The 23,453-nt window shown below is 59.8% G+C and carries 20 protein-coding genes and 1 pseudogene; 13 read left to right on the top strand and 8 right to left on the bottom strand.

The annotated features are described in order from the left end of the window. Positions 1-400: 400 nt before the first annotated feature. Complete coding sequence (locus tag ACYJRZ_RS26340) at positions 401-1,441, bottom strand: helix-turn-helix transcriptional regulator (protein WP_459463733.1); 1,041 nt, start codon at positions 1,439-1,441, stop codon at positions 401-403. A 192-nt stretch (positions 1,442-1,633) separates the two neighbouring features. Between ACYJRZ_RS26340 and ACYJRZ_RS26335 the strand changes: the two genes are divergently transcribed. From ACYJRZ_RS26335 to ACYJRZ_RS26315, 5 genes are all read left to right on the top strand, one after another. Beyond that, positions 1,634-4,000, top strand: coding sequence for a beta-glucosidase family protein (locus ACYJRZ_RS26335; protein ID WP_243016912.1), 2,367 nt, complete (start codon positions 1,634-1,636; stop codon positions 3,998-4,000). Positions 4,001-4,082: 82 nt separating this feature from the next. Beyond that, positions 4,083-5,318: an ABC transporter substrate-binding protein gene (locus ACYJRZ_RS26330; protein ID WP_440660739.1), complete on the top strand. Its 1,236-nt coding sequence runs from the start codon at positions 4,083-4,085 to the stop codon at positions 5,316-5,318. 53 nt (positions 5,319-5,371) lie between these two features. Then, positions 5,372-6,247, top strand: a complete 876-nt coding sequence (locus ACYJRZ_RS26325; protein WP_243016910.1) for a carbohydrate ABC transporter permease — start codon at positions 5,372-5,374, stop codon at positions 6,245-6,247. 5 nt (positions 6,248-6,252) lie between these two features. Further along, the gene (locus ACYJRZ_RS26320; RefSeq protein WP_024899969.1) at positions 6,253-7,122 is read left to right on the top strand and encodes a carbohydrate ABC transporter permease; all 870 of its coding nucleotides are present in this window, start codon (positions 6,253-6,255) and stop codon (positions 7,120-7,122) included. Positions 7,123-7,125: 3 nt separating this feature from the next. Further along, entirely contained in the window at positions 7,126-8,196 is a 1,071-nt protein-coding gene (locus tag ACYJRZ_RS26315; protein WP_243016909.1) for an ABC transporter ATP-binding protein, read from the top strand. Between the two features lie 351 nt (positions 8,197-8,547). Here ACYJRZ_RS26315 and ACYJRZ_RS26310 read toward each other — a convergent pair whose 3' ends face one another. Next, positions 8,548-9,387, bottom strand: a complete 840-nt coding sequence (locus ACYJRZ_RS26310; protein ID WP_459463732.1) for a nucleotidyltransferase family protein — start codon at positions 9,385-9,387, stop codon at positions 8,548-8,550. Positions 9,388-9,847: 460 nt separating this feature from the next. On the opposite strand from ACYJRZ_RS26310, the gene moaA reads away from it, so the two are divergent. Next, positions 9,848-10,891, top strand: coding sequence for a GTP 3',8-cyclase MoaA (gene moaA, locus ACYJRZ_RS26305; protein ID WP_459463731.1), 1,044 nt, complete (start codon positions 9,848-9,850; stop codon positions 10,889-10,891). Between the two features lie 899 nt (positions 10,892-11,790). Continuing rightward, on the top strand, positions 11,791-13,878 hold the full coding sequence (locus tag ACYJRZ_RS26300) for an oxidoreductase (protein WP_024899965.1): 2,088 nt from the start codon (positions 11,791-11,793) through the stop codon (positions 13,876-13,878). A gap of 18 nt (positions 13,879-13,896) precedes the next feature. Here the strand turns inward: ACYJRZ_RS26300 and ACYJRZ_RS26295 are convergent. Further along, positions 13,897-14,447: pseudogene (locus ACYJRZ_RS26295) on the bottom strand (DDE-type integrase/transposase/recombinase); the annotation flags it as partial. Between the two features lie 1,045 nt (positions 14,448-15,492). Next, on the bottom strand, positions 15,493-15,714 hold the full coding sequence (locus ACYJRZ_RS26290; RefSeq protein ID WP_152544451.1) for a hypothetical protein: 222 nt from the start codon (positions 15,712-15,714) through the stop codon (positions 15,493-15,495). Between the two features lie 75 nt (positions 15,715-15,789). On the opposite strand from ACYJRZ_RS26290, the gene ACYJRZ_RS26285 reads away from it, so the two are divergent. The 6 genes from ACYJRZ_RS26285 to ACYJRZ_RS26260 are packed head-to-tail and all read left to right on the top strand — an operon-like array spanning position 15,790 to position 19,040. After that, positions 15,790-16,122: a hypothetical protein gene (locus ACYJRZ_RS26285; protein WP_459463730.1), complete on the top strand. Its 333-nt coding sequence runs from the start codon at positions 15,790-15,792 to the stop codon at positions 16,120-16,122. After that, positions 16,112-16,498, top strand: coding sequence for a hypothetical protein (locus ACYJRZ_RS26280; RefSeq protein ID WP_243016904.1), 387 nt, complete (start codon positions 16,112-16,114; stop codon positions 16,496-16,498). The genes ACYJRZ_RS26285 and ACYJRZ_RS26280 overlap by 11 nt, the downstream gene beginning before the upstream one ends. Before the next feature lie 4 nt (positions 16,499-16,502). Beyond that, positions 16,503-16,670, top strand: a complete 168-nt coding sequence (locus tag ACYJRZ_RS26275) for a hypothetical protein (protein WP_024899960.1) — start codon at positions 16,503-16,505, stop codon at positions 16,668-16,670. 13 nt (positions 16,671-16,683) lie between these two features. Then, positions 16,684-18,081, top strand: a complete 1,398-nt coding sequence (locus ACYJRZ_RS26270; protein WP_024899959.1) for an APC family permease — start codon at positions 16,684-16,686, stop codon at positions 18,079-18,081. A gap of 22 nt (positions 18,082-18,103) precedes the next feature. After that, positions 18,104-18,781, top strand: coding sequence for a hypothetical protein (locus tag ACYJRZ_RS26265; RefSeq protein ID WP_459463729.1), 678 nt, complete (start codon positions 18,104-18,106; stop codon positions 18,779-18,781). A gap of 10 nt (positions 18,782-18,791) precedes the next feature. Further along, positions 18,792-19,040, top strand: coding sequence for a hypothetical protein (locus ACYJRZ_RS26260; RefSeq protein ID WP_243016902.1), 249 nt, complete (start codon positions 18,792-18,794; stop codon positions 19,038-19,040). A gap of 3 nt (positions 19,041-19,043) precedes the next feature. Here the strand turns inward: ACYJRZ_RS26260 and purU are convergent, their stop codons facing one another. The 4 genes from purU to ACYJRZ_RS26240 form a co-directional block, all read right to left on the bottom strand. Continuing rightward, positions 19,044-19,928: a formyltetrahydrofolate deformylase gene (gene purU, locus ACYJRZ_RS26255; RefSeq protein WP_243016901.1), complete on the bottom strand. Its 885-nt coding sequence runs from the start codon at positions 19,926-19,928 to the stop codon at positions 19,044-19,046. Between the two features lie 78 nt (positions 19,929-20,006). Then, a complete protein-coding gene (gene glnT, locus ACYJRZ_RS26250; RefSeq protein WP_243016900.1) occupies positions 20,007-21,314 on the bottom strand; it encodes a type III glutamate--ammonia ligase in 1,308 nt (435 codons plus the stop codon). A gap of 90 nt (positions 21,315-21,404) precedes the next feature. Next, complete coding sequence (locus tag ACYJRZ_RS26245; RefSeq protein WP_459463728.1) at positions 21,405-22,733, bottom strand: FMN-binding glutamate synthase family protein; 1,329 nt, start codon at positions 22,731-22,733, stop codon at positions 21,405-21,407. 14 nt (positions 22,734-22,747) lie between these two features. Next, complete coding sequence (locus ACYJRZ_RS26240) at positions 22,748-23,434, bottom strand: GltB/FmdC/FwdC-like GXGXG domain-containing protein (protein ID WP_024900024.1); 687 nt, start codon at positions 23,432-23,434, stop codon at positions 22,748-22,750. Positions 23,435-23,453 lie beyond the last annotated feature (19 nt).

Raw genomic sequence — 23,453 nt, 5'->3', positions numbered from 1 at the left:
GGCTTCAGCAAAAGACGTTAGCTGCCCAAAAGAGCCGGAGGATACTTCGAATTCGACCCATGCCCGGTTACGCCGAAAAGCGGAATGCGGAAACAGCCGGTCAATTCGTGCTAGGTCGGTTTTTCATTCGCCCTCCCAGTGGCACAATTCGACGTCGTCGATCATATTGGGCAGAACTGCCGTCCACACCAAGTATCTGGCCCGCAATGGATGATCTGATCTCGCGGGAATACTGCGCTGTCTGCCATTCCGCTGCCGTGGATATTTTCGTAGACAGGTTTCCTATCTCAACTCCTTACCATCGAATCCCGCCGCGCCCCGCAGACGATGATTACCGATTTCATGAGCCACCCTTAAATGAGCGCACAGCAAGCTCGATAGCCAACCCTTGATCGTCACATCAGTTCAGGCTGGCATAATGAGGGGCGCTCAGGACGATATGACGCTTTGGCACAGTCAAACCGAGTGCTAGGTCTGCGGCTCTGCCTAATCCTGCCGCATGCGTGGAGAGAATTTTCAGAGCCGTGGCACTATCCTCGTCGGTAAGGAGGCTTTGCGGACGGAGAGGGCGGCTGCCGCGTCGAAATTCCGCCGGGCTGCAGCCGAAGCGGGCGCGAAACTTGTTGTAGAAGACGGCGGGATTGCCGAAGCCGTTGCGCTCCATGATCGTTCTGATCGTATCGTCGGTGGTGCGCAGATCGCCCGCGCAGCTATCGAGCCGCAGGTTTTGCGAATAATCGCGATAACCGATGCCCAGATGCCGTTTGAACAGCCGTGAAAGATGGCTGACGGTCAAGCCTTCCGCCTCCGCGATCTCGTTGAGGTGCTGGCCCTCGTCCTGGCCGCCGAGCGAATCCATAATGCGCAAGATGCGATTGCGGCTGTCGGCGCGCATTTGGGCATTCGCGGTCTCGGCATCCTCAAAGGGTATCCAGCGGTAGACATAGCAAGCCAAGAGATTGGCGACGGTCTGGTGCGCCATTTCTTCCTCGGGCCGACCGGCCTGGTCGACAATAATGCGAGCGATCAGCGATTTGATCGGGGCGACCTTGTTCATGAAAGAGCGGCAATGCAGGAACGTGCGGCAGAGATACTGCCGGCTGGAAAACCCTGACAGTCCCATGCGCTCGAAATGGCTGCTGTCGAGATGCACGCCGCAGATCAATGCATCGCGGGAAATCGACGTGGAATTGTGGGGGACATCGCCGTTGATGATGATGAGGTCGTCCTTGTGCATCTCGCAGACCTGCCCGTTGACGATCAGACGGAAGCTCCCGCGCAGAACGAAAACTATCTCCATTTCCCGGTGCCAGTGGTATGGTACGTCGGCGTAGCCATGTACAAAGGCTCGGCAGTAGGATTGGCCGAATGGACCGTGATCTTCGAATCCACAACCGCTCCGCTCGCACCAGTGGTCCTGACTAAGATAGGCGACGTTCATGTGCTCCTCCCTACTTTCAAAAGCACTAAATATCAAAAACTGATCTATATCCAGAACAAGTTTCGCGGCTAGATGCATCGCGTTTCCTGTGACATCGTTAAGACATTCTTTGGCGCGGCGTGGGAGCCGCAAAGGCGAGGAGGCCTGCCGGAGTAGGCTGGCCTGTGCCCGCAAAATTAGGATAGACGACCGATGAAATGGAACATTTCCGACAAGCAGTTGGCCGGATTGCTGGACCAGATGACGCCTGAAGAAAAGGTGGCGCTGGTAAGCGGCCAGGGGTTGTGGCGCACAGCAACCAACTACCGTCTAAACATCCCGGAAATCCTCATGACTGACGGCACCTACGGTGTGCGCTATTCGATCGACCAGATCGAGGGTCCGCAGGATAGCGACAGCCAGCTTGCCTCGTTCCTCAGCGTCGTCAATGCGGACCCGTCGCGTGGCGTCGAGGGCGCCTTCGGCGCCACCCGTCCGGCCACTTGCTTTCCGAACGGCTCCTCCTTCGGTTGTTCCTGGGATGTTGATCTGGCCTACGAACTGGGCGAAGCGCTGGCGGTCGAATGTCAGGCGTTCGGCGTCCACATCCTGCTCGGCCCCGGCATTAATATCCGCCGCACGGCCCTGGCCGGTCGCTCCTACGAATATTATGGCGAAGACCCGGTCGTTTCCGGCGATATTGCCGCCGCCGTCATCAACGGCATGCAGGACAACGGCGTAGGCGCATCGCTGAAGCACTTTGCTTGCAACAATTCTGAGGTGCAGCGCACCACGATGAGTTCGGATGTCGAGGAACGAGCGCTACGCGAAATCTACCTCAAAGGCTTCGAGCGGGCGATCCGCAAGAGCAATCCCTGGACGGTGATGAGTTCCTACAATCGCCTCAACGGCGTTCAGGCTGCCGAAAACCGTTGGCTGCTTACCGAGGTTTTGCGCGACGAATGGGGGTATGACGGCCTCGTCATGTCCGATTGGCACGGCATCAAGGACCGCCCCGCCTCGCTGAACGCCGGCAACGATCTTGACATGCCCGAAAGCGGCGCGCGCAAGCAGGAACTGCTGGATGCCGTAAAGGATGGCCGCGTGTCGATGGAAGCGCTCGACGAGGCTTGCCAGCGCGTCCTTAAGCTGGTGCGCACGGCCCACAATGGCGCCCGCGACGATGTGACGGTGGATTACAGAAAGCATCATGCACTGGCGCGGCGCATGGCCGCGGAATCGACCGTCCTGCTGAAGAACGAGGGCGGGCTGCTACCGCTGGACGGGGCAAAGCTGAAGCGCATCGTCGTGGTCGGCGCTGCTGCGAAGGAGCCGGTCATCCAAGGATCCGGCTGCGCCACCACCCGGCCGACCGATGTCGATGTTCCGCTTGACGAAATCCGCCGGCTGGCCCCCACCGCGGCTATCAGCTTCCATGGGGTAACCGATTTCGATGCCGGCTGCGCCACGGAACAGGCCGCGCTCGCCGATATCGACGCTGCCGATATCGTGCTCTTCTTCGGCAATACCGAAGTGGGCTATGACGGCGAAGGTTCGGACCGTGCCCATCTCAACCTGCATGACGGCCAGGACGAGTTGATAGACCGGCTGTCGCGTCGCAACGCCAAGATGGCCATCATTCTGGCAATCCCGGATGCGGTGGTCATGCCGTGGATCGGCCAGACGCCTGCGGTGATTTCCGCCTTCTTCGGCGGTCAGGGAGCGGGCCGCGCAGTGGCCGATATTTTGTTCGGCGTCCAAAATCCCTGCGGCAAGCTCACCGTCACTTTCCCGGTTCAACTTGAGGATACGCCCGGGTTCCTCAGCTATCCCGGCGAAAACAACCGTCATGTCTATAGCGAGGGAATCCATGTCGGTTACCGCTCCTATGACAAGCGCAAGCTCCAGCCGCTTTTCCCCTTCGGGTTCGGCCTCAGCTATACCAGCTTCGACTATGCCAATGTCGTGGCCGATCGTGAGCGAATCGATGCCGAAAGCACACTGACCGTTTCCGTCGACGTGACCAATACCGGCCCGGTCGCTGGCAAGGAGATCGTGCAGGTCTATGCCCGTCCTCATGCGCCGCGTCTTATTCGCCCGCTGCGGGAACTGAAGGGCTTCGCCAAGGTTGAGCTTCAACCCGGCGAAACGAAGCGCGTGTCCATTACCGTCGAGGCTCGCGATTTGCGCTACTACGACCCGGATTATCGCCGCTGGCTGCTAGATGTCGGCAAGTTCAGCATCGAGGTCGCCGCCTCCTCCCGCGACATTCGCGGCGAATGCGTGGTTGATGTCGATGCGGCAGCGCTGCCGCTCACCATCCTAAATGTCGAAAGCCAGCCCTCCATGGTGCTGGAGCAGGAATTCGCCCGCAAGCGCTTCGGCGCCTTCCTACAGGTCCAGCTCGACCTCGACGACGAGGAGACCGAGAAGATGCTGGAATATTGCGGCGGCTCCTTCCTCGGGATCTACAACACCGTGGCCTGGGTCGCGGGCGACAAGATCACCAAGAGCGACATGGCCACTCTTCTCGACAGCATCAACCGCGATCTGGGTGCTGCTCCCGGCAAGGCCGCCTGACATTTCCGGGGCGCAGAAAGCGGCGCCTCTCCATCCTGTCGAACCGGAACCGACAGCACGTTGCAGAAAAAGGGGAATGAAAATGAACGTGACACGCCTCTCTTCCACACTGACCCTATTCGGCTTGCTCGCGGTAGCCGGCGCAGCACATGCCCAGACGGTCGATGTCCAGCAGTACTGGACCAGCTCCAGTGAATCCAAGGCGATGAACGCCATCGCCGATGCTTACAAAGCGCGGGGCGGCAAATGGATCGACAGCCCGTCGGCCGATTTCGACTCTGCCATAGCTGCCGCCACCAGCCGTATCGCCGGCGGGGAGCCGCCCTCCGCCGTCCTGATGACGCCGAACGCGGCACTGCGCGACCTTGCCGCAGCGGGCCAGCTTCGCGATTTCAACGATCTGGCAGAAACCGGCGGCTGGCAGAAGCTGATGGCACCCCTGATCTGGGACAAGCTCAATGTAGACGGCAAGCTGGTCGCCTTGCCAGTGGGTATCCACGCAGATAACTGGATCTGGTATTCCAAGTCGCTGTTCAATGAATTAAAGCTTGAAGAACCGAAGAGCATTGACGATATGTTTGCGGCTGCAGACAAGCTCAAAGCCGCCGGCTACATCGCTTTTGCTGTCGGCGGCGAGCCGTGGCAAGAGGTCTCGATCCTCACCGATTTTATCCTTGCGCTGGGCGGACCGGACTATTGGAACGAACTGTTCGTCAAACGCGATCCGCAGGCGTTGAAATCTCCGATCCTGCCCAAGGCGTTCGAGCTATACCGCAAGGTTTCGACCTATGCTGATCCGGCAAGTCCCGGCCGTTCGTGGAATGACACGACCAATCTTGTCATCACCGGCAAGGCTGGCATGCAGTTCATGGGTGACTGGGCGCGCGGCGAATTTCTCGCGGGCGGGCTGACGGCCGGGAAGGAGTTCGGCTGCTTCCTGACGCCGAGCGAAAAGCCCGCTTATGCCGTGATCGTTGATATTTTCGCCTTCCCGGTTAACAGCGATGAGGACCGCATCAACGGCCAGACGCTGCTGGCAGAAACCGTGATGGACCCGGTCGTCCAAACGAAGATCGCCGCGGTCAAGGGTTCTGTTCCGTCCCGCCTCGACGTCGATACCAGTTCGCTTGACGCTTGTGCGGCCAAGGGGATCTCCATGCTCGCCAGGCCGGGGGAGGCGGTCAACTCCGCCTATGTCGCCCTTGCGGGAGACCTGAACGGCCAGTTGACCGATCTCGCCACGCAATTCTGGACCGACCCGACGATGCCGACTGAGGCGGCGATCGAGACCCTGAGTGGCATCCTCCAAAGCCAATAATATTTGAGAAGGGCGGCGCCTCGCCGCCCATGAGGGTTTCGGGAGACCTCGGAATGACAAGCTGGCTCAACCGGCAGGCCTTCAGGCCAGATATCACCGTGGCGGTGTTCTTCGCCGCTATCGCGATATTTTTTTACGGCTCGATTTTCTGGACGTTTTACATGTCGATGACGCGGTCGACACTGGTGCCGAGCTACGAGATCATTGGTTTTGGCCAATACGTAAAGCTATTCGCCAACCAGCGTTGGCTCGTTTCCTGCGTCAACATGGTGATTTTTGGTGTACTCTACATCGTTGGTACGCTAGCCTTCGGCATGCTGCTGGCGGTTCTGGCGGATCGCCGCATCAGCGCTGAATCGTTGTTCCGCACCATTTTCCTCTATCCGCTGGCTGTGTCGCTGATCGTCACCGGCCTGTCCTGGCGCTGGCTGCTCGATCCCTCCAACGGGTTGCAGGCGCTGATGCACTCCATCGGCTGGCAAAGCTTCACCTTCGACTGGCTGGTGCGCCCCGACCGCGCCCTCTACACGCTGGTGATCGCCAGCATCTGGCATTCCGCCGGTCTCATCATGGTCATCGTTCTCGCCGGCCTGCGCGGCATCGACACCGATCTGTGGAAGGCGATCCGAATGGAGGGCATTCCGCTGTGGCGGGCCTATCTCCAGGTAATCTTTCCCGGCATGCGTCCGGTCATCGCCTCCTGCGTCGTGCTTCTGATGTCGGAAGTCATCCGCGGATACGATCTCGTTATCGCCATGACCAAGGGCGGTCCCGGCATTTCGACTGAAATGCCCGCGAAATTCGCCGTCGATTTCTACTTCGCCCGCGTCAATCTAGGGCTCGCGTCGGCAGCGTCGATTATGATGTTGTTGCTCTCGCTGCTGCTGCTTGCGCCGTATTTCTACAGCGAATTCCGGAGGCGTACATGATCGCGCTGGCCCAGTCCAAACCGTTCGCGCCACGCGCCGCGCGCATCGGCCTTTATACCTTCCTCGTCGTCTCTGCGATCTTCTTCCTCATGCCGCTGCTGCTCGTGTTGATGAATTCGCTGAAGCCGATCGAGGAGATCCGCCAGGGCAACCTCCTGACCCTTCCGTTCGCACCGAGCTTCGATGCCTGGGTGACCGCATGGAAGAGCGCCTGCACCGGCCTCGATTGCGAAGGCGTGCGCCCCGGTGTGTGGAACTCGATCAAGATCACCATCCCCGCCGTCATCATTTCGACGCTGGCGGGAGCGCTGAACGGTTACGCGCTGGCGCAATGGAAATCGCGCCATGCGAATATCACAATGCTGCTGGTGACAGTAGGCTTGTTCATTCCCTACCAGGCCATGCTCTATCCGACGGTGAAGATCCTCAGCAATATCGGGCTGTTTCGCACCTATGCCGGCATCGTCTTCGTGCATGTCATCTATGGCCTGCCCTATACGACGCTGCTGTTTCGCAATTTCTATGTCGGCGTGCCGGATGAAATCAGCCGGGCGGCCCGCATGGAAGGCGCCAGCTTCCTGCGCACCTTCTGGTCGATCATCCTGCCGATTTCGACCAATATTCTCGTTGTGGTGGCGATCCTGCAGTTCACCGGCATCTGGAACGACTATCTGCTCGGCCTGATCTTCGCCGGCAACGACAATCTGCCGATGACGGTGCAACTGACCAACATCGTCAATAATGCCCGTGGCGCGGCCAATCCCAATGTCAACATGGCCGCCGCCCTCATCACCGCCATACCGACGCTCGTCGTCTATTTCCTCTCCGGCCGTTATTTCGTCCGCGGCATCGCCGCCGGCGCCGTCAAGGGTTGATCCATGTCCAGCATTTCCCTCCGCCAAATCAAGAAATCCTATGCCGGCCTCGACATCCTCAAATCCGTCGACATGGACATCGAGAAGGGCGAGTTCGTCGTCATCCTCGGCCCTTCTGGCTGCGGCAAGTCCACGCTGCTCAACGTGATCGCCGGCCTGGACGATTGCGACGCCGGACAGATCGTCATTGACGGCAGGGACGTCGTCGGCCTGGAGCCTAGCGAGCGGGGCCTCGCAATGGTGTTCCAATCCTATGCTCTCTTCCCGGCCATGACGGTGCGGCGCAACCTCTCCTTCGGCATGCAGATCTCCGGCACCCCCAAGGTTGAGATCGCGCAAAAGGTTGACTGGGTGGCGAAGCTCTTGCAGATCGAACCGCTGCTGGAGCGCAAGCCTGGCCAGCTGTCGGGCGGACAGCGCCAGCGTGTGGCGATCGGCCGGGCCCTGGTGCGTTCCTCATCGATCTGCCTGTTCGATGAACCGCTTTCAAACCTAGACGCCAAGCTGCGCGCCGAAACCCGCGTCGAACTCAAGCAACTCCACGAAAAGCTAAAGTCCACTATGATCTATGTCACCCATGACCAGATCGAGGCCATGACCATGGCTGACCGGGTGGCCGTCATGTACAAGGGGCAGGTCGAGCAATTCGCCCATCCGCAGGCCATTTATGAGAAACCGGCCAGCCTGTTCGTCGCCGGCTTCGTCGGGTCACCTTCCATGAACTTCCTGAATGGCCGGCTGGATAGCGAGGCGAGCTTCGTTACGGACAATACCCAAATCGATGTCTCCGAGTACAAATTTGAAAATGCTACGAATCTGGCCGAAACGGTGTTAGGCGTGCGCTGCGAGGATATAAGCGTCGTTGATCGCGGCGCGCCGGGCAGCCTGCCGGCGACCTTGTCCTTCATAGAATTGCTCGGCGCGGATGCCCTTGGCTGGTTCGATTGCTTTGGCAAGCGCTTCAGCGTGCGTCTCGCCGTAGCATCGGCGCGCGCAACGCCGAAGGAGGTTGGATTGAAGCTCGATATCGCCAAAGCGTCACTTTTCTCCGTCGCGAACCAACGACGTCTTTGAGCGCGCCGATGCGTCGCCAAGATAACTCATAGCAAGTTTGCAAAACGCATTGCAGGTCGACGCTTGCGGGCCTGCGTCCCTTTGGCACCCAGGCGGCTGCCGAAAGCCCGGCTCCAGTGTGGGCCGACGATTGGGTCAACTCCGACGCTGACGCGTGCTGGAGTTCCTAACGTGATTGGGATGGATATCTACCGAGGCAAACAATTTTCCACAGCCTCGACAGTTCGTATTCCAAGCTCCGGCGAAGAAGGTTTACTGGAAGAGCTCATTTATGTGGGAAAGCGTGGTGGCGTCTCTCGACTTTGAAGTCAGTGATTGCATCCGTTCGCATTGAAAAAGAGCCGCTATTCGTTATTTACGCAAAACGCCACCTGCCGCTTCAACGGCATGTGGGGTATCAACATCGACAAGCGCGCCATCACCGATCTCAACATCGATGACGGGCAGGGTGGAAGCGCGAATAAGCTCTCTCGCGCCCTTGTCACCGTTCAGGCTTTTCAGTTCCTGGTAAAGCATGCCGGGGAAAACCACTGGATTGCCCGATTTCCCGCCGGCCACCGCGCGGATGATGCACGCAGCTTCGTGATCCCGAAACGCCGATATGAGAGAGTCAAGATCTGCCCCGGTCAGCGTGGGCATATCGGCGAGCATGATCATTATTCCGCTCGGCTGATTGGCCTCGGCAGCCGCGACACCGACAGCGATTGAGCTTGCCATGCCGGACGGAAAGCCGGGGTTGTGCACGAGCGCGACTGGGAGGTCTGAGATCGAACCCCCGATGTCGTGATGCCGATAGCCGGTCACTACGACGACCGAATGGCTCTCACACTTGCTTGCAATTATCGCGGATCGGCGAATGAGCGGCACGCCTTGAAATTCGGCGAGCAGCTTATGAGCACCGCTTTCACCCATCCGGCTCGATAGTCCCGCCGCGAGTAGGACAATGGAAACGGAGATCGGTTGCTCACGCTTGCCCGAGCTCCTTGTCACCGTTTTCTGCCGCTCAATCATCCGTAGATCGCCAGTCGAGAAGCCGCAACATCGGAATGTCTTGAGGCGGTCGATGCGGCCTTCGACCAAACTTGTGCTGCGAGGATGGGAAACGGTGCGTTTCGATTGCTCGTCAGCGCTGCGCCTGTTCCCCTTCGTCAGAGTGTCTAATATTAAACATATCCCATTTTGGGCGATCAAAGGCTACTCTGCAACAGTCGGAAGCCCACCGATACCGACTCCGCGACGCTCACCTACGCGCAATTGCACGAGAGAGCACTTCGCCTAGCCGGCGCGTTGCGATCTATGGGCCTCCAGACCCATGTTTTTGTCTCCCGGCGAAACGGCTTGATCGGTTGCGCCGCATTCCCGGGCAGGTGAGGCATGATCCCTGCGACAAAATGGCTAAGAGTGGAAGTTCGTCCGGCCGCAAATGGTTCGATGCACAGTTCTTGCTTCTGCTGTCCGGCATCGACTGGACAAGATCAAGCAAAACCCGGTAACAGGGCAATGAAAATGGCGCAATTCGATCGTTGCGCAATATCGCAGATGCCTGGCGGAAGGAATTCTTTGCCTTCACTTTCCTCGACGGAAAGAATGTGTTCACGGGTTTTAACGCCGCCCGTTTCGCTCACGACATTAATTCAACAGGAGAATTTCGTTGGATACCGTCACCATCGACCAGGTCGGCACTCAGATTGATCCCACAGCGCCGATGATCGACCCGTTCGGACGCGCCGTCACCTATCTCAGGGTTTCGGTGACGGATCGCTGCGACTTCCGCTGCACCTATTGCATGGCGGAAAACATGACCTTTCTGCCGAAGAAGGATCTTCTGACGCTGGAGGAATTGAACCGGCTCTGTTCCGCCTTCATCGCCAAGGGTGTGCGCAAGCTGCGCCTGACTGGCGGCGAACCGCTGGTGCGCAAGAATGTCATGTTGCTGGTTCGCGAGCTTGGCAAGCACGTCCATTCGGGCACTCTCGATGAACTGACCCTGACCACCAACGGATCGCAGCTGTCGCGCTTTGCCTCTGAACTCGCCGATTGCGGCGTTTGGCGCATCAATGTCTCGCTCGACACGCTCAATCCCGACAAGTTCAGGCAGATCACCCGCTGGGGCGAATTGTCGAAGGTCATGGAAGGCATCGACGCGGCGCAAGCTGCAGGCATCCATGTCAAGATCAACGCGGTTGCGCTGAAGGGCTTCAACGACGCCGAGATTCCAGACATGCTGCGCTGGGCGCACGGCCGTGGCATGGACCTGACGCTGATCGAGACCATGCCGATGGGCGAGATCGACGAGGACCGCACCGACCACTACATGCCGCTCTCGGAAATGCGCGATCGCCTCGCACGCGAGTTTACGCTCTCGGACATCCCCTACAAGACCGGCGGCCCGGCGCGCTACCTGAGCGTCGCCGAGACCGGCGGCCGGCTCGGCCTGATCACGCCGATGACCCATAATTTCTGCGAGAGCTGCAACCGCGTGCGCCTCACCTGCACCGGCACGCTCTACATGTGCCTCGGCCAGAACGACGCCGCCGACCTGCGCACGCCGCTGCGCGCCTGCGACGGCGACGCCTACCTGTCGCGCGTCATCGACGAGGCGATCACCCGCAAGCCCAAGGGCCACGACTTCATCATCGACCGCACCCGCAACAAACCTGCCGTCGCCCGCCACATGAGCGTCACTGGCGGATGAGCTTAGCAAAGCCAGGAAACCAGCGTTGAACCGCCCTCGCCGAAATTTGACCCGCGCTGGAAACGCCGAAATCAAATCGCTCATGACTATAAACAGGCAGGCGAAAATCTACCACACATGCTCTCCCGGTCACGTAGGCCGCTCTTCGCGCTCACGATAAACGTGTTGCCGGATTCGGGAGAGATTTCTGCAGGCAAAGGCAGGCAGTGTTGTCGCGCCAAACGCCATGCTTGGGCAGGTAGCCTTGCATCCGTTACCGGGTAAGAGGTGCGGCTGCCAACAGCGGCCGCTCCGGCACTTTCCCCGCCGTCGCTGTCAGCATCAAACGAGTTTTGAAATTTGACCCATACCCTGCGAAGCTATTGCCAATTACGAATGGAGGCTTGTCGAGCAGAGGAATTATTCAGGAGACGAATTACTACGATCATCGATGATTTCACATTGGCAGATAGAATTGGCGCCAGGGAAAAACATATCGAATAAATCGTTATGAATCGAACGTTTAGCTGAATTGTTGCTCTCTGTGCTCTTTTGTATTGAGTTCAGCTAGCTTGCGCAAAAAATAAAACTACGAATAAATATGTTGCAAGCTATCGCAACATTGCTAGGCTGGTGGCGCAGCTGCTTCGACAACAGCGAAGGCTCCACCTCGATTGAGTGTCCTACCATCGAGTGGTGATCTCCATCAGCCGGGGCGTCCTCTTCACCTTAGAGGACGCGTGTAGTTGGCGTCAGCCGTGATGGCGCCAACTACACGGGGCAGGGTGCGTCAAGCGGTGGGGCATTCAAATACCTGTCTCGTCTGGGACGGGCTTCATTTGCAGACAGATCCTATTAATGCACGCGGCAACGGTGGGGTTTTATGCGGCTGATTTGAGCGGCAAACCGTGGGAGGTTGCATGGCACGTGATCCGCGATACGACGTACTCTTTGAGCCCGTAAAAATTGGACCTAAGACGACAAAAAATCGTTTCTACCAAGTTCCGCACTGTACAGCGCTTGGTACTTTTTCTCCGCACGCGACAGCAAAGTTCAGAGAAATCAAAGCAGAGGGCGGTTGGGGTGTCGTAAACACTGAATTGTGTATGATCCATCCTTCCTCGGATTCATCCCCGAGCGGTGGTGAGCGGCTTTGGTCGGATGATGATAAGCCCGGACTTCGGCTTATGGTAGAGGCGGTTCAAAAGCACGGGGCGCTTGCAGGGTGCGAGTTGACCCATCAGGGTGCGCTTGCCGGAAACCGAATGTCCCGAGAGCGCCCGATGTCTGCCTCACCCAGGCCTGCAATGGATGTACCGGCTGTCGTCCGGCAGATGGATAAGCAGGATATTAGCGACGTTAGAAGATGGCATCGCGCTGCTGCCCGGCGCGCACGCGAAATCGGATTCGACATCGTGTACGTCTACGCGAGCCACATGATGGGATTGCCCGGCGATTTTATCACGGAACGTGTCAATCGGCGAACCGATGAATACGGTGGAGTTATTGCCAATCGCGCCCGACTGTTGCGTGAGTTGATTGAGGATACCAAAGAAGAAATTGGATCCGACTGTGCAGTTGCGGTCCGCTTTGGTGTTGATGAGGGCCTTGGCGATGCGGGCTACACCTGCAGTGGAGACGGTCGACGGGTCGTCGAAATGCTGGCCGAACTGCCTGACCTTTGGGACGTTAACATTCAGAACATCAATCTCGATGTAATGACCGCGCGATTCGCCGATGAGGGATGGCAGGAACCGTTTACCGCCTTTGTGAAACAAGTAACATCTAAGCCCGTGGTTGCCGTCGGGCGTTATACGTCACCAGATCGGATGGTGTCGCTCATCAAGAAGGGTTTGGTCGATCTGATCGGAGCGGCACGCCCGTCGATTGCAGATCCCTTTCTCCCGAAAAAGATTGAAGAAGGTCGTATCGACGATATTCGTGAATGCATAGGCTGCAATACGTGCCTGTCCATGCAATACATGGGTGGTGGGATCCGTTGCACGCAAAATCCAACAACGGGGGAAGAATGGCGGCGAGGTTGGCATCCCGAACGCGTTCCGGGAAAGGGGTCTGATGCACGCGTGCTTGTTGTTGGCGGGGGTCCAGCAGGACTTGAGGCGGCTCTAACACTTGGACGGCGCGGCTATTCTGTTGCGCTCTCTGAGAGAAACACTTTCCTTGGAGGTCGATCGGTGCTCGAATCGACACTACCAGGTTTATCAACGTATCGGCGCGTAGCAGATTATCGAATCGGTCAGATCAACAAGTTTCCAAATATCGATGTCTACCTCGGAAGTGAAATACAATGTTCCGATGTAGGCGATTTTGACTTTTCAACAATACTCATCGCAACTGGAGCAAGGTGGGACCGGGACGGAATCGGCAAGGCAAACCGTTTTCCGGTCAAGGGTTGGGACCAGGGACACGTCATCACTCCCGATGACGTCCTTGCGGGCCAGACGATTACAGGGCCGGTTGTTATCTATGATGATGAAGGCTACTATCTAGGAGGAGTTATCGCTGAAAAGCTCTCCAAGCAAGGTCTGGAGGTTACGATCCTTACCCCCGATCCAGAACCCTCTCCGTTACTTAAATATACGTCCGAGCGCGAGGTCGTCCACCAAGCTTTGCTCAGCTTGGGTGTGAAGCTCGTCACGGCTAGACGTCTAGTCGAGGTCGGCACCGACGAGGTAGAAGCCCATTGCATCTACACCGGGAAAGAAATCCGGTTGCCTGCCACGACGGTGGTAATGATCTGTCTACGCTCACCGAACGACGGTCTACTTCGTGATTTGCGAAAGACAGTTGCAGACAACCGGCTGAACTTCACCGTCCATGCGGTCGGCGACTGCTATGCGCCAGGCACAATCGCAGATGCGGTTCATTCAGGACATCGGTTCGGTCGAGAAATTGACCAAAGGCCAATCGGCGACATTAATTATTTGATCGAGCGACCTTTGGTACGAGAAGCGAATAACTGGGACCAATTCGGTGGTACGCGCTGACCCTTGACCTGAGCCCCCACTGCCGTTGTCCACCCTGATCGTCTTCGGATAGCCGGTCTTCCGGCAGATGCCCTCCAGGGTCTGGACCACATGCTCGCCTCTGTAGGTGAAGCGGACGTCGGCTGCGGGGCAATAGCGCGAGTGCGTGTCGACCACGGCGAGGATGCGTAGCTTCTTGCCGGTCGCGAGCGGGTCGTGGACGAAGTCCATCGCCCAGACGTCGTTCGGGCCGGCGGCTTCCTGACGATTTTCCCGGAGCTTTGCCTTCCTGGCGCTTGGGGTGCTTGTTACGCAGCTGAAGGCCTAACTCACTGTAATCCTGCGTGTGTTCTTCATGTTGATCTTCCCACCATCGCGGCGCAAGTGAACATGGACCCGCCGGTAGCCATACCGCACGCGTGTCTCGCAAATCTCCTTGATGCGTCTTTCGAGTGGGCCTGTCCGGTGCGGCGGGACTTGTAGTGGTAGGTCGACGTGTCGAACCTCAGGACCTTGCAGGCCCGTCGGATCGATATGCCCCAGTCCAACAGCATCCCGTCGATCAGCTTGCGCTTCCGGACAGGCCTCAGAGTCGCGGCCACATCACGTCCTGCTCCATCGCCGGCGCGTCAGCTCTCAGCCAAACTGTATGCCTCGTTCCAAGGCAACGCTGCTCTTTCGTCTGATTGGGAGGAGTTTTGATGCGCATAAGCAAGGCCTTGGGTCGTTTCATCCATGGCTACTTGTCGCACAATTTGAACGGAGGCGGTGGATGCCCCACCCAGCGGTCATGACGGTTCAGAACCAATCGGAGGGTACATTCATGACTGAGATGAGCATGCCGACAATCGACCCGGTGAAGGGTAACTTCCAAGTTTGCACGGCCGGGTTTCAATTGCGCCTTGTCAAAGTCGCCGTTGATCGTATTGCTGACTGATTAGCAGGCTTGCGTGGTTGCTATGGACGCGTGCACGACGTCGCATCATTGGGGTCGAGTGACGCAGCACACGGGCACGAGTCCGGTTGGTTCCGGCCGTCTAGGTGAAACCCTTGGTCAAGCGTCAGAGAACGACCGCTAAGACGCCGAAGCGATCGTGAAGGCGGCGCCACGGCCATCCATGCGGTTCTTCAGGAAAAGCGCCGCCACGAAGGGTTGTGCCGTCGCTTTCCGCGCCCACCAATGTCTGGTCCGGCAGAGTGCGCATTCAGATGAAGTCGGCCATTGGTTCCAAACGAGCCGGCCTATCGCGATTTCATTCTGGCCACCGTTCCGATCTGAAGCCGGCAAGCGTGAGAGTGCTGGAGGAAGCCTTAGCCGACGAGGCCAGGGTCCTACCCGCCGTTGTGCGAGAGATGGTCGCGATCTATTTGGACCAGATCGCGAGTTCACGAAAATTATCAATCAGCTGGCAGATGAACTTGAGATAACTCAGAAGACCGACATAGAGCTTTGCAGGCTCTGCGCCATCTTGGGAATCGGAGGGGGACCGCAGGTGCCGTCCCGGCTTTCACACCTGACCTCCACACGTTCGAAGGTGCCCGGGATCTGCCGATCGAGGTCGGGCAGCCTGCTCCACGTGTTCCAGGTCTTGCGTCAACTCCGTGGCAGCGCGACAACGCTGGTTCTGTCATGGTTCATATCCAGAAATGGCTTTCGAGCGACTGTGCCATTTCTGACCCGACCGCCAAGCCGCCGTGGCCTGCGCTCTCCCGCGCCGGGCCAGCCATTGTTGGCGCCGTCGCATCCGGTGGTCCCTGCGCCTGATCCCCAGGTTCCGGCACCATGGCTTTGGTGATTGCCTCGTGGATGACGCTTTGACGATTGGTGCGGCAAAATAGCGCGGGTTTGCTTGACATCTCGCGGCAACCGTTCATATTCCCACTGCGAAACTAAGTTGCCTGGGGGGCAATTTCTTCTGGGGAGGAGAGCGCATGGTGTCGCATAGCGAAGGTGTGGATATACACCTTTCCCGCCGCATCGACAAAATGCACGCGCGGGATCGTGCCGGCCTTATTTCTTTTATCGTCGTGCTCTGGTGTACGATGTTGTTTGCCCTTTTCACGGTATGGCCCTTCATTTCGATCCCGGCCATCCGCATCATCCTTTCGATCTTCTGCGCGCTGGTTCTGCTTTTCAATTCCGCGGCCGTTATCGCCATGCTTCGCCACTATGTCGAAGATAGGGAATTCATCTACGGGCTGGACCTAAAGCACCTCGATGAAATGCGCGCCCGCCGCCGGGAAGGAGCTAATCATGGCCTATAAACCGCCGCAACAGGGTCTCGCCGGGCAGATCTTCGACGTTCTGACGCTTCTCGTCCTGACCGTCGGTGCCCTTTACGTTCCCCTCTATCTCGGCCTCGCGGGTGCGGCGAAGACGCCGGCGCCCATCGAGAACCCGACATGGGAAGCGCTCGGCCAGAATGCCGGCGAGCAGGCCCAATGGGCGGCCCTCGGCTACACCGATCCGGCCAGCGTGAACGAGATGATCACGGCCCGCTTCGACTATTCGTTCAGCTGGTCGGCGCTCATCGTGATGGCGGTGCTCGTCATCGGCTACTTCCTCCTCGTCGTGAGGCTTTCCGACAAGGAGTATCGCGAGGTGATCGACGAGCGCTTCGGCCCGAACGGAAAAAGGTGAGCACATGGATCTCTGGAACATCCTGGAATATGCCGCCTGGGCGCTCTCGGCCGTGTTCGCGATCGCCATGCTCTACGATATGGCGCGCGTCGACACGACCTACGACAACGACCTGCTGACATCCTCCCGCGAGGGTGAAATCGAGGCCACCGCAGAGCGGCACGTCATCTAAAAGGGACAAGCGCATGTCGAAATCTCCAGCGACGGCCGGGCAACCGGAAAGACTGCAGCTGCTCCGCGTTCTCGGCCCTGCCCATATCTGGGCGCTCGGCGTGGGCATCGTTCTCGTTGGTGAATATATGGGCTGGAACTTTTCGGTGGGCAAAGGCGGCATGATTGCCGGCCTGGTCGCCTGCTGGGTCGCCGGCCTTCTCTATACCTGCGTCGCCATGATCGATTCGGAGGTGACGTCGACGGTTGCCGCGGCAGGCGGCCAGTATGCGCAGGCCAAGCATATCGTCGGGCCGCTCATGGCCTTCAATGTCGGCCTCTTTCTCGTCATGGCCTATACGATGCTCGAGGCCGGCAATGCCATTACGATCGGCTTCCTTCTCGATACGGTTGCCGGCCTGCAGGGGCATAGCGGGCTCAGCCAGCAGCCCTTCATCGTGCTGTCCATCATGTTCCTTGCCTGGTTGAACTACCGGGGCGTTCTGGCGACCTTGACGTTCAATCTCGTGATCACCGCCATCGCCTTCCTTGCGATCGTCGCTCTGTTCCTGGTCGTCCAGTTCGGCGGCTCGCAGGTGCCGCTCGATTTCTCGGCCGTGACGACGGATCCCCTGCCTTACGGCTGGGTGGGCATCGTTGCCGCCCTGCATTTCGGCCTCTGGTTCTATCTCGGTATCGAAGGCACCTGCCAGGCGGCCGAGGAAGTGCGCTCGCCGGCGCGTTCGCTGCCCTATGGCACCATGGCCGGGATCATGACGCTGCTGATCGCCGCGACCATGACCTGGTATGTCTGCTCCGGCCTCATTCCCTGGGAATATCTCGGCCAGGCCGGTACGCCGCTGTTCGACGCGGCACGCGTCACGGGCAATAGCGGCCTCATGGTGCTGCTCTTCATCGGCACGATGTTCTCGACGCTTGCGTCGGCGAACGGCTGCATCAATGATGCGTCCCGCGCCTGGTTCTCGATGGGACGCGACCGCTACCTGCCGATCTGGTTCGGCGCCGTCCATCCGCGCTATCGCACGCCCTACCGCTCGATCGTCTTCCTCGTCCCGATCGCGCTGATCTTCGCGCTTGGCGCGCCGCTCGACCAGGTCGTGACGTTCTCGATCCTGTCCGGTCTGCTGGGATACACGTTCATGACGTTCAACATGGTCATGTTCCGCAAGAAATGGCCGCTGGGCAGTATCAAGCGTGGTTATGTCCATCCGCTGCATCCGCTGCCGACGATCGTGCTGTTCCTGCTCTGCTCGACGGCCTATTTCGCGGTGTTCCTCGGCTACGGTACGCAGCTTATCGCGATGATCGGCTTCTACATCGTCGCCTCCCTCTGGTTCCATTTCCGCCGATACCGCTTCGTGCGCAGAGGGGATCAGTTCACCATGCCGTGGCCGCGCCCGAACGGCTACTGAGGCTGAGCAGGAGGCGGCTTCCATGGTCTGGCAGACAATCGTGATCCTGTGCATCGGATGCTTTTGCGTGCTCTGGGTGGCAAGCCGGGAGCAACGCAAGAGCATGACGCAAAGACGGGGCCTGCTCGACCAGGCGGGCGATCTTCTGGACGACGCGCGCTTCACCCATGCGGCCGACGGGCACCCGATCGTGCTCGGCCGCATGGCAGACGGCACGCCGGTCAAGCTGGAGGTGATCACGGACACGCTGATCACGCGCCGGCTTCCTCAATTGTGGCTGCGCGTGACGCTCTTCCAGGATCTGCCCGCGCTGCCGTCGCTTGGCCTTCTTGCACGGCCGACGGGCGCCGAGTTCTACTCCGTCGTGCATGATTTCACGGACTGGATCGCCCCGCCGCCATCGGACGTGTCAGCCCTCATGCGCGGCAATGCCGGGTCGGACGATGCCTGCTGGGAGGGATTGCGCCGCGGTATCGTCGGCTTCACCGCCGACAAGACGGTCAAGGAACTGGTCGTCGGCGCCGATTTTGTCAGGATCGTCGTTCAGGCCGCGCAGGGCGAGCCGGCATCGCATCTCCTGTTGCGGCAGGCGCGGTTCTCGATCCAGGCGATTGCGGTGTCCGGCCTGCAAAAGGCGCTTGGCGTCGCCGTCGATCTGCGTGAGCTTGCCTCAGGCAGCACAATTCGCCAGGCAGGCTGAAGGAATGAACATGCGCAAGGCCATCAACCCGTATTCCGTACTCGCGGCCGCCGTGCTCTTGCCCGGCGGCGGTCACGTGCTCCTGGGCGAAACCCGCCGCGGCCTCTGTTTTGCGCTTTTCGTGCTGATGTTCGCGATCCTGTCCTATCTCACGACGACGCCGGAACATTCCTTCATAGGCCGCCATGCCGGCGGCCTGTTCGTGTGGGCCTTGTCCATACCGGAGGCCTACAGGCGCGCGCGCTTGCGCATGGCCTGACAGTCAGCCCATGCGCTCGGACGCGAAACTTCCCGGACTCGGCGGGAAGACGACGGTGCGGCTGCCGTTCAAGAGCACGCGGTGATGGATGTGGGCATGGACGGCGCGGGCAAGGACCTGTGCCTCCACGTCGCGTCCGAGCGATACATAGTCCTCCGCGGACTGGGCGTGGGTGACGCGCACGGTGTCCTGTTCGATGATCGGACCTTCGTCGAGATCCGCCGTCACATAATGCGCGGTTGCACCGATCAGCTTCACGCCGCGCTGATAGGCCTGCTTGTAGGGATTGGCGCCCTTGAAGCTCGGCAGGAACGAGTGGTGGATGTTGATGATCCGGCCCGACATGCGCTGGCACATCGTATCGGAGAGCACCTGCATGTAGCGCGCCAGCACGACGAGCTCGGTGCCGGTCGTCTCGACGATCTCCATGATCTTGGCTTCCGCCTGCGGCTTGTTTTCCTTCGTCACAGGGATGTGGTGGAAGGGGACGTCCTGGTTGACCACCACCTTCTGGTAATCGAAGTGGTTGGAGATCACGCCGACGAGGTCGATCGGCAGGGCGCCGATCCGCGAGCGATAGAGCAGATCGTTGAGGCAATGGCCGAAACGGGAAACCATCAGGAGCACTTTCATGCGCCTTTCCTGATCGTAAAGCTCCGTCTCCATCGAAAACCGCTCGGCAATCGGCTTCAGTCCTCCGCGCAGGTCCTTTTCCGTTTTTCCCTCCTCCGAAATGAAGGAGATGCGCATGAAGAAGCGGCCCGAACCGAGATCGTCGAACTGCGAACTGTCGACGATATTGCACGCCATATCCGCGAGAAAACCGGAAATCGCGGCGACGATGCCGCGGGTGGACGGGCAGGTGACGGTCAGGACGAAGGTCGTCAAATCGGATCTCCTCGCGATAAGTGAAAAATCCCCGCGCCTGTCGACGCGGGTAAAACGGCCACAGGGGTGGCTCGGGGACTAGATGTCAAGCGTGGTGGCGTGTTCCCAGGCCGTGAACTGGGCGCAGTAGGTGTTCCATTCGCTCTTCTTCAGCTTGATGTAGGCGGCGGAAAACTCCGTGCCCAGCGCCGCCTGCAGTGCTTCGTCCTTCTCGTATTCGCGCAGCGCATCGAGCAGGTTGAGCGGCAGTTTCGGCGCATTCGTGACCGTGTGGCCTTCCCGATACATGTCGATATCATGGTGCGGCCCCGGATCGGCGTTGGAGCGCAGGCCGGAAAGGCCGGCCGCGATGATGATCGCCTGCAGGAGATAGGGGTTCACCGCGCCGTCGGGCAGCCGCAGTTCAAAGCGGCCGGGACCGGGCACGCGCACCATGTGCGTGCGGTTGTTGCCGGTCCAGGTGACGGTGTTCGGCGCCCAGGTCGCACCGGAAATCGTGCGCGGTGCGTTGATGCGCTTGTAGGAGTTGACGGTCGGGTTGGTGATCGCCGCAAGGGCGGAGGCATGTTTCATGATGCCGCCGAGGAAGGTCTTGCCCTTTGCGGACAGGCCGAACGGCATGGCCTTGTCGGCAAAGGCGTTGACCTTGCCGTCGAGGTCCCAGACGGAAATATGCGCATGGCACCCATTGCCCGTCAGGCCCTTGAAGGGCTTGGGCATGAAGGTCGCGCGAAGGCCGTGCTTTTCGGCGACGGACTTCACCATGAACTTGAAGAAGGAATGTTTGTCGGCGGTCTGGAGGACGTCGTCATATTCCCAGTTCATCTCGAACTGGCCGTTCGCGTCCTCGTGGTCGTTCTGATAGGGCTTCCAGCCGAGTTCCAGCATATAGCCGCAGATCTCGGCGATGACGTCGTAGCGGCGCATCACCGCCTGCTGGTCGTAGCAGGGCTTTTCGGCGGTATCGAAGTCGTCGGAAATCTTCGAGCCGTCGGGAGAGATGAGGAAGAATTCCGGTTCGACGCCGGTCTTGACCCGCAGGCCCTCCTTGGCGGCTTCCGCGACAAGCTTCTTGAGCACGACGCGTGGCGCCTGGTCGACGGGCTGTCCTTCCATCGCGCAATCCGCGGCGACCCAGGCGACATCCTTCTTCCAGGGCAGCTGGATGACAGAGGAGGCATCCGGCACGGCGAAAAGGTCGGGATGGGCGGGCGTCAGGTCGAGCCAGGTCGCAAAACCGGCAAAGCCGGCACCATCCTGCTGCATGTCGGCAATGGCTTCGGCCGGAACGAGCTTGGCCCGCTGGCTGCCGAAGAGGTCAGTATAACTAATCATAAAAAATTTGACGCCGTTCTCCCTGGCGTAGCTTGCAAGATCGAGTGTCACCGTGTTCCCCTTTTGGATTATCCAGACACTTTCATGAGATGCCGCCGCCTGCCTTGGGAGGATCAGGCGACGACGGGTATCGAGCGATGGTCAGAACCCTCCCTTGCCGGGGATCCAGCTGGTGCCGGCAAGCGGCACCTGTGCCATGGCGGAGGCCTCGATTGTGAGTGCGACGAGGTCTTCCGGTTCGAGATTGTGCAGGTGGTTCTTGCCGCAGGCGCGCGCGATCGTCTGCGCTTCCAGCGTCATGACCTTCAGGTAGTTGGCCAGGCGGCGGCCGGCGATGATCGGATCGAGCCGCTTCATCAGCTCGGGATCCTGTGTGGTGATGCCGGCCGGATCCTTGCCCTCATGCCAGTCGTCGTAAGCGCCGGCGGTGGTGCCCAGCTTCTGGTATTCCTCTTCCCAGTGGGGGTCGTTGTCACCGATGGCGACGAGTGCGGCCGTGCCGATGGCGACGGCATCGGCGCCGAGCGCCAGCGCCTTGGCGACGTCGGCACCCGAGCGAACGCCGCCCGAGATGATCAGCTGCACCTTGCGGTGCATGCCGAGATCCTGCAGTGCCTGGACGGCCGGGCGGATGCAGGCGAGCGTCGGCATGCCGACATTCTCGATGAAGACGTCCTGGGTCGCCGCGGTGCCACCCTGCATGCCGTCGAGCACGACGACGTCAGCCCCGGCCTTGACGGCGAGCGCGGTATCGTAGTAGGGGCGCGCGCCGCCGACCTTGACGTAGATCGGCTTTTCCCAGTCGGTGATTTCGCGCAGTTCGAGGATCTTGATTTCCAGGTCGTCCGGGCCGGTCCAGTCGGGATGGCGGCAGGCCGAGCGCTGGTCGATGCCCTTGGGCAGGTTGCGCATGTTGGCGACACGATCGGAAATCTTCTGGCCGAGCAGCATGCCGCCGCCGCCGGGCTTGGCACCCTGGCCGACAACCACCTCGATGGCATCTGCGCGGCGCAGGTCCTTGGGGTTCATGCCGTAGCGCGATGGCAGGTACTGGTAGACGAGCGTCTGCGAATGGCCGCGCTCCTCGTCCGTCATGCCGCCATCGCCCGTCGTCGTGGATGTGCCGGCAATGGTCGCGCCGCGCCCGAGCGCCTCCTTGGCATTGCCCGACAGCGCGCCGAAGGACATGCCGGCAATGGTGATGGGTGTCTTCAGCGTGATCGGCTTCTTGGCGAAGCGCGAGCCGAGCACGACAGTCGTGTCGCATTTCTCGCGATAGCCTTCCAGCGGATAGCGCGAGATGGACGCGCCGAGAAACAGCAGGTCGTCGAAATGCGGCACCTTGCGCTTGGTGCCGGCACCGCGGATGTCGTAGATGCCGGTCGCCGCAGCGCGGCGGATTTCCGCCAGCGTATAGTCGTCGAAGGTGGCGGACTTGCGGGGAGGGGTGAAGGGGTTTTGGTAGCTCATGTTCGTCCCTCGCCTCAATACGCGTCGGCGTTGTCGATATTGAAATTGTAGAGCGTGCGGGCGGAGCCGTAGCGCTTGAACTCCTCCGGCTTGACGCCGGTGACGCCGGCCTTTTCGAGAAGCTCGGCGAGCTTCTCCAGATGTTCCGGCCGCAGTTCCTTCTCGATGCAGTCCGCGCCAAGGCTCTTGACCGTGCCGCGCACGAAAAGTTTCGCCTCGTAGAGAGAGTCCCCGAGCGCATCACCGGCATCGCCGAGCACAATGAGATGGCCGGACTGCCCCATGAAGGCGGACATGTGGCCGATATTGCCATGCACGACGATATCGATGCCCTTCATCGAGATGCCGCAACGCGAGGCGGCATTGCCCTTGATGACGAGCAGGCCGCCGCGGCCGGTGGCGCCGGCATACTGGCTGGCGTCGCCTTCGATGACGACGGTGCCCGACATCATGTTCTCGGCGACGCCGGGACCGGCGGAACCCTTGACGGTTACGGTGCCGCCGTCGTTCATGCCGGCGCAGTAATAGCCGACCGAACCGCGGACCTCGACGCTGACGGGACTGTCGATGCCGACCGCAACCGCATGACTGCCGCGCGGATTGACGACCTCGAACGCGGTGTCGTTGGCGCCCTTGGAAAGGGCATGGAGGGCGCTGTTGAGTTCGCGCAAGGGCGTTTTGGAAAGGTCAAATACAGGCATTGCAGGGCTTTCTCGTTTG

The organism is Rhizobium sp. No.120 (assembly GCF_054558365.1).
The sequence above is the reverse complement of the archived record's forward strand: the minus strand, read 5'-3'. Positions and strand labels throughout refer to the sequence as shown.

What these genes read in the sequence shown, in the direction of transcription:
- ACYJRZ_RS26275 (WP_024899960.1), top strand. Translation starts at nt 16,503, where the DNA reads ATGGATCTCTGGAACATCCTGGAATATGCCGCCTGGGCGCTCTCGGCC.
- ACYJRZ_RS26290 (WP_152544451.1), bottom strand. Translation starts at nt 15,714, where the DNA reads ATGTCAAGCAAACCCGCGCTATTTTGCCGCACCAATCGTCAAAGCGTC.
- ACYJRZ_RS26280 (WP_243016904.1), top strand. Translation starts at nt 16,112, where the DNA reads ATGGCCTATAAACCGCCGCAACAGGGTCTCGCCGGGCAGATCTTCGAC.
- ACYJRZ_RS26285 (WP_459463730.1), top strand. Translation starts at nt 15,790, where the DNA reads ATGGTGTCGCATAGCGAAGGTGTGGATATACACCTTTCCCGCCGCATC.
- ACYJRZ_RS26300 (WP_024899965.1), top strand. Translation starts at nt 11,791, where the DNA reads ATGGCACGTGATCCGCGATACGACGTACTCTTTGAGCCCGTAAAAATT.
- ACYJRZ_RS26265 (WP_459463729.1), top strand. Translation starts at nt 18,104, where the DNA reads ATGGTCTGGCAGACAATCGTGATCCTGTGCATCGGATGCTTTTGCGTG.
- ACYJRZ_RS26340 (WP_459463733.1), bottom strand. Translation starts at nt 1,441, where the DNA reads ATGAACGTCGCCTATCTTAGTCAGGACCACTGGTGCGAGCGGAGCGGT.
- ACYJRZ_RS26240 (WP_024900024.1), bottom strand. Translation starts at nt 23,434, where the DNA reads ATGCCTGTATTTGACCTTTCCAAAACGCCCTTGCGCGAACTCAACAGC.
- ACYJRZ_RS26315 (WP_243016909.1), top strand. Translation starts at nt 7,126, where the DNA reads ATGTCCAGCATTTCCCTCCGCCAAATCAAGAAATCCTATGCCGGCCTC.
- ACYJRZ_RS26260 (WP_243016902.1), top strand. Translation starts at nt 18,792, where the DNA reads ATGCGCAAGGCCATCAACCCGTATTCCGTACTCGCGGCCGCCGTGCTC.
- ACYJRZ_RS26270 (WP_024899959.1), top strand. Translation starts at nt 16,684, where the DNA reads ATGTCGAAATCTCCAGCGACGGCCGGGCAACCGGAAAGACTGCAGCTG.
- ACYJRZ_RS26245 (WP_459463728.1), bottom strand. Translation starts at nt 22,733, where the DNA reads ATGAGCTACCAAAACCCCTTCACCCCTCCCCGCAAGTCCGCCACCTTC.
- ACYJRZ_RS26335 (WP_243016912.1), top strand. Translation starts at nt 1,634, where the DNA reads ATGAAATGGAACATTTCCGACAAGCAGTTGGCCGGATTGCTGGACCAG.
- ACYJRZ_RS26325 (WP_243016910.1), top strand. Translation starts at nt 5,372, where the DNA reads ATGACAAGCTGGCTCAACCGGCAGGCCTTCAGGCCAGATATCACCGTG.
- ACYJRZ_RS26330 (WP_440660739.1), top strand. Translation starts at nt 4,083, where the DNA reads ATGAACGTGACACGCCTCTCTTCCACACTGACCCTATTCGGCTTGCTC.